The organism is Paraconexibacter sp., assembly GCF_041602235.1.
Lineage (GTDB): Bacteria > Actinomycetota > Thermoleophilia > Solirubrobacterales > Solirubrobacteraceae > Paraconexibacter.
Genome location: NZ_JBFIGP010000372.1, coordinates 1 through 3,131 on the forward strand (window position 1 = coordinate 1; position 3,131 = coordinate 3,131).

Genomic DNA, 3,131 nt, shown 5'->3' on the forward strand with positions numbered 1-3,131 from the left:
ACCATCTCGTCGCGGCTCGCGGTGCGGTTGGCGACGACCAGGGTGACGGCGAACGGGAGGCCCTCGCTCTCGAGGTCGACCACGACGTGCTCGACGGGGAGCCCCGAGGCCTGCTCGATCCGCTCGATCAGATCGCGGCGCAGCCAACCCGAGGACGTCGCCGGGTAGGTCGACACGATGATCTCGTCGGGCGCGTGCTCGGCGACCGCGTCCATCGTCGCGGTGTACGGGTCCGGGTCACCCACTTCGCCGACGATGTCGATCCCGGCCCGGTCACGGAGATACGCGCGAGCGAGATCGATCCGCACCTGGGCGGCCTCGAACACAGCGTCGTCGTAGATGACGTTGCCGTGGCGCGGGTTGGTCCGCGGCACGCAGAGGATGACGCGCGTCGCGTCGGGCGCGGCGTCGACCTTGGCCTTGACGGTCTCGAACAGCTTCGCGCCGCCGATCGTCTCGTTGGCGATGACGAGGATGGTCTTCATGCGCTGCTACTCCTTGGTCGGCTGGGCGACGGTACCGGCGGGGGTGGGACTGACTTCGGCGCCGTCGTGCACGATCCCGTGGACAGCTCCGGGGACCCCGTACTCGTAGGGGCCACCGACGACGGTCGGGATCCGGTCGAAGTTGAAGACGGGCGGGGGCGAGGTGACCTGCCACTCGAGCGTGAGTGCGCGCCAGGGGTTCGACACGGCCCGCGGGCCGCCGCGCCAGGACACGATCATGTTGTACGTGAAGATCAGCGTGCTCAGGCCGAGGACGAACGACGCGATCGAGATCGCCAGGTTCCAGCCCGCGAACTCCTCGGCGTAGTCGGCGACGCGGCGTGGCATGCCCTGGACGCCGATGAGGTGCATGGGGGCGAACGTCGCGTTGAACGAGATGAAGGTCAGCCAGAAGTGCCAGCGACCGAGTCGCTCGTCGTACATGCGGCCCGTCATCTTCGGGAACCAGTAGTAGACGCCGGCGAAGATCGTGAACAGCGATCCGCCGAACAGCACGTAGTGGATGTGGGCGACGATGAAGTACGTGTCGCTGACGTGGATCGTCAGCGGGATCATCGCCAGCATCACCCCGGAGATGCCACCCAGGGTGAACATCGTGATGAACCCGAGCGTGAACAGCATCGGGGTGTCGAGCTTGAGCACGCCTCGCCAGAGCGTCGCGAGCCAGCTGAACACCTTGATGCCGGTGGGCACCGCGATGATCGCGGTCGTGACCATCATCGGGATCCGGATCCACGACTGCATCCCGCTGACGAACATGTGGTGGGCCCAGACGGTGAACCCGAGCACCACGATGCCCAGCAGGGAGAACGCCATCATCCGGTAGCCGAAGATCGGCTTGCGCGCCTTGACCGCGAGGACCTCGCTGATGATCCCGAAGCCGGGCAGGATCATGATGTAGACGGCCGGATGGGAGTAGAACCAGAAGACGTGCTGGTACATGAGCACGTCCCCGCCCTGCAACGGGTCGAAGAAGTTGAAGCCCAGCGCGCGGTCCAACAGGATGAAGAACTGCGACGCGGCGATGAAGGGCGTCGCGATGACCACGAGCAGCGACGTCGAGAAGTTCGCCCACACCAGCAGCGGCATCCGGAAGAAGCTCATTCCGGGCGCACGCATGGTGATGATGGTCACCAGGAAGTTCAGGGCGGTGGCTATCGATGACGCCCCCGCGAACTGCACCGCGATGGTGAAGAACACCTGGCCTATCGGCGCCGTGTCCGACAACGGCGCATACGCCGTCCAGCCGGAGGCGAACGAGCCGCCCGGGGCGAAGAACGAGGCCAGCATCATCACGCCGGCCACCGGCAGGAACCAGAAGGACAGCGCGTTGAGCCGCGGGAACGCCATGTCCGGCGCGCCGATCATCAGCGGCAGCACGTAGTTCGCCATACCGGCGAACACCGGGATGATGAAGAGGAAGATCAGGATCGAGGCGTGGACCGAGAAGACGCCGTTGAAGGTGCCGGGATCGATGAACTGCCGGCCCGGCTGGGCGAGCTCCGCGCGCATCAGCATGGCCATGAGCCCGCCGACGAACAGGAAGAAGAACGACGTGACCGTGTACTGGATCCCGATGACCTTGTGGTCGGTGTTCGGGTAGAAGTAGCTCTTCCAGTTCTTCGCGCCGTGGCCGCTGTGGTCCTCGGGTCGCGCGGGCTTGCCGGACGCCCAGTAGAACCAGTAGTCGAACAGTCCGAGCCCGACGAGGAAGAACAGCGGCGCGGTGATCAGGGCGACCTGCAGGACGGATTCGCCGTCCAGGATCGGGTCGTAGTCCAGTCCGGCACGGGCCCCGAGCGTCAGGGCGTAGGAGAAGGCGATCCCGAGCAGCGTGAAGAACGTTGCGCGGGTCCAGCCTGCGTTGCGGAGGTTGGCGGGCAGCATCGGGCGGGTCCTCACTTCTTGGTCGCCGTGGCGAGGTAGTCGACGAGGGCGTCGATCTCGGCCGGGGTCAGGGTGTCGCCGTAGTTCGGCGGCATCAACCCTTCACCGAACCCCGCGGTGATCTCCGCGTTCGGGTCCACGATCGAGGTCTTGATGGACTCAGCGTCCTGACCGGCGAGGACCTCGTCGAGGTCCGGTCCGGTCTGGCCGCTCGTGCCGGCGTCGGCCAGCGTGTGACAGCTGCCGCAGGCGATCGAGTCCCCGTTGCCGTCCACGAAGAGCGTCTTGCCGTCGATATCCGCGGTCTGGGTGCCGCCGTCATCGCTCGGCGCGCCCCCACCGGCCTTCTTGGCGGTCATGTCCGCCATCCACTTCTCGAAGGCCGCCGGCGTGAGGACGTGGGCGCTCTGGCGCATGAACGCGTGTCCGATGCCGCACAGCTCGGCACACACCACCGGGAAGACCCCGGTCTTCGTCGGGGTGATCCGGTAGTTCGTGGTGATGCCGGGAACGGCGTCGATCTTCATCCGCCACTCGGGGACCCAGAAGTCGTGGATCACGTCCTTGGACTTGACGTCGAACCGCACGCTCTTGCCCTGCTCGACGTAGAGCTGGTTGGTGCTGAACTTCTTGCCGTCCGCGCCGGTGTACTCGAAGGTCCAGGTGAACTGCTCGCCGGTGACCGTGACCCGCGCCTCCTGGCCGCTGGCCGGAGCCTCCTCGATGTCCTGCAGAGTG

Annotated in this window: 2 protein-coding genes and 1 pseudogene; all 3 read right to left on the bottom strand. The window is 66.2% G+C overall.

The features are described 5' to 3' along the window. Positions 1-485 (bottom strand): annotated as a pseudogene (locus tag ABYE80_RS19080) (hypothetical protein); the annotation flags it as partial. A gap of 6 nt (positions 486-491) precedes the next feature. Continuing rightward, positions 492-2,393 (bottom strand): cytochrome c oxidase subunit I, encoded by a 1,902-nt coding sequence (gene ctaD / locus ABYE80_RS19085; RefSeq protein WP_372791900.1) that lies wholly within the window; start codon positions 2,391-2,393, stop codon positions 492-494. Between the two features lie 11 nt (positions 2,394-2,404). After that, a partial coding sequence (locus tag ABYE80_RS19090; protein ID WP_372791901.1) for a cytochrome c oxidase subunit II occupies positions 2,405-3,131 on the bottom strand: 727 nt, incomplete at its 5' end.

What these genes read in the sequence shown, in the direction of transcription:
- ctaD (WP_372791900.1), bottom strand. Translation starts at nt 2,393, where the DNA reads ATGCTGCCCGCCAACCTCCGCAACGCAGGCTGGACCCGCGCAACGTTC.